Below are 356 nucleotides of genomic sequence, written 5' to 3'. Positions count from 1 at the left end.
TGCATCCGGACGCGGGATGGAGCAGTTTGGTAGCTCGTCGGGCTCATAACCCGAAGGTCGTCGGTTCAAATCCGGCTCCCGCAACCACATTACAGTTAAGCGCTATCTGTTGCCCAAGGCGGTAAGAGCAGCGAATAACTAATGCGATACTAGCTCAGTTGGTAGAGCGCAACCTTGCCAAGGTTGAGGTCATCGGTTCGAACCCGATGTATCGCTCCAAATTCTCTCTTTTTAGAGAACAGAGTCATTAACTTAAATAATGCATCCGGACGCGGGATGGAGCAGTTTGGTAGCTCGTCGGGCTCATAACCCGAAGGTCGTCGGTTCAAATCCGGCTCCCGCAACCACATTACAGT

Annotated in this window: 3 tRNA genes; all 3 read left to right on the top strand. The window is 52.0% G+C overall.

Features of this window, described 5'->3' with window-relative positions:
• Positions 1–10 precede the first annotated feature (10 nt).
• A tRNA-Met gene (locus IQQ51_RS18070) sits at positions 11–87 on the top strand.
• A 56-nt stretch (positions 88–143) separates the two neighbouring features.
• Positions 144–219, top strand: a tRNA-Gly gene (locus IQQ51_RS18065).
• Between the two features lie 51 nt (positions 220–270).
• A tRNA-Met gene (locus tag IQQ51_RS18060) sits at positions 271–347 on the top strand.
• Positions 348–356: the final 9 nt, after the last annotated feature.

Origin of the sequence: Vibrio sp. OPT18 (genome assembly GCF_015163615.1) — a bacterium.
GTDB lineage: Bacteria > Pseudomonadota > Gammaproteobacteria > Enterobacterales > Vibrionaceae > Vibrio > Vibrio coralliirubri.
Note: the sequence above shows the minus strand (reverse complement) of the source record. Positions and strands in the feature narration are given on the sequence as shown.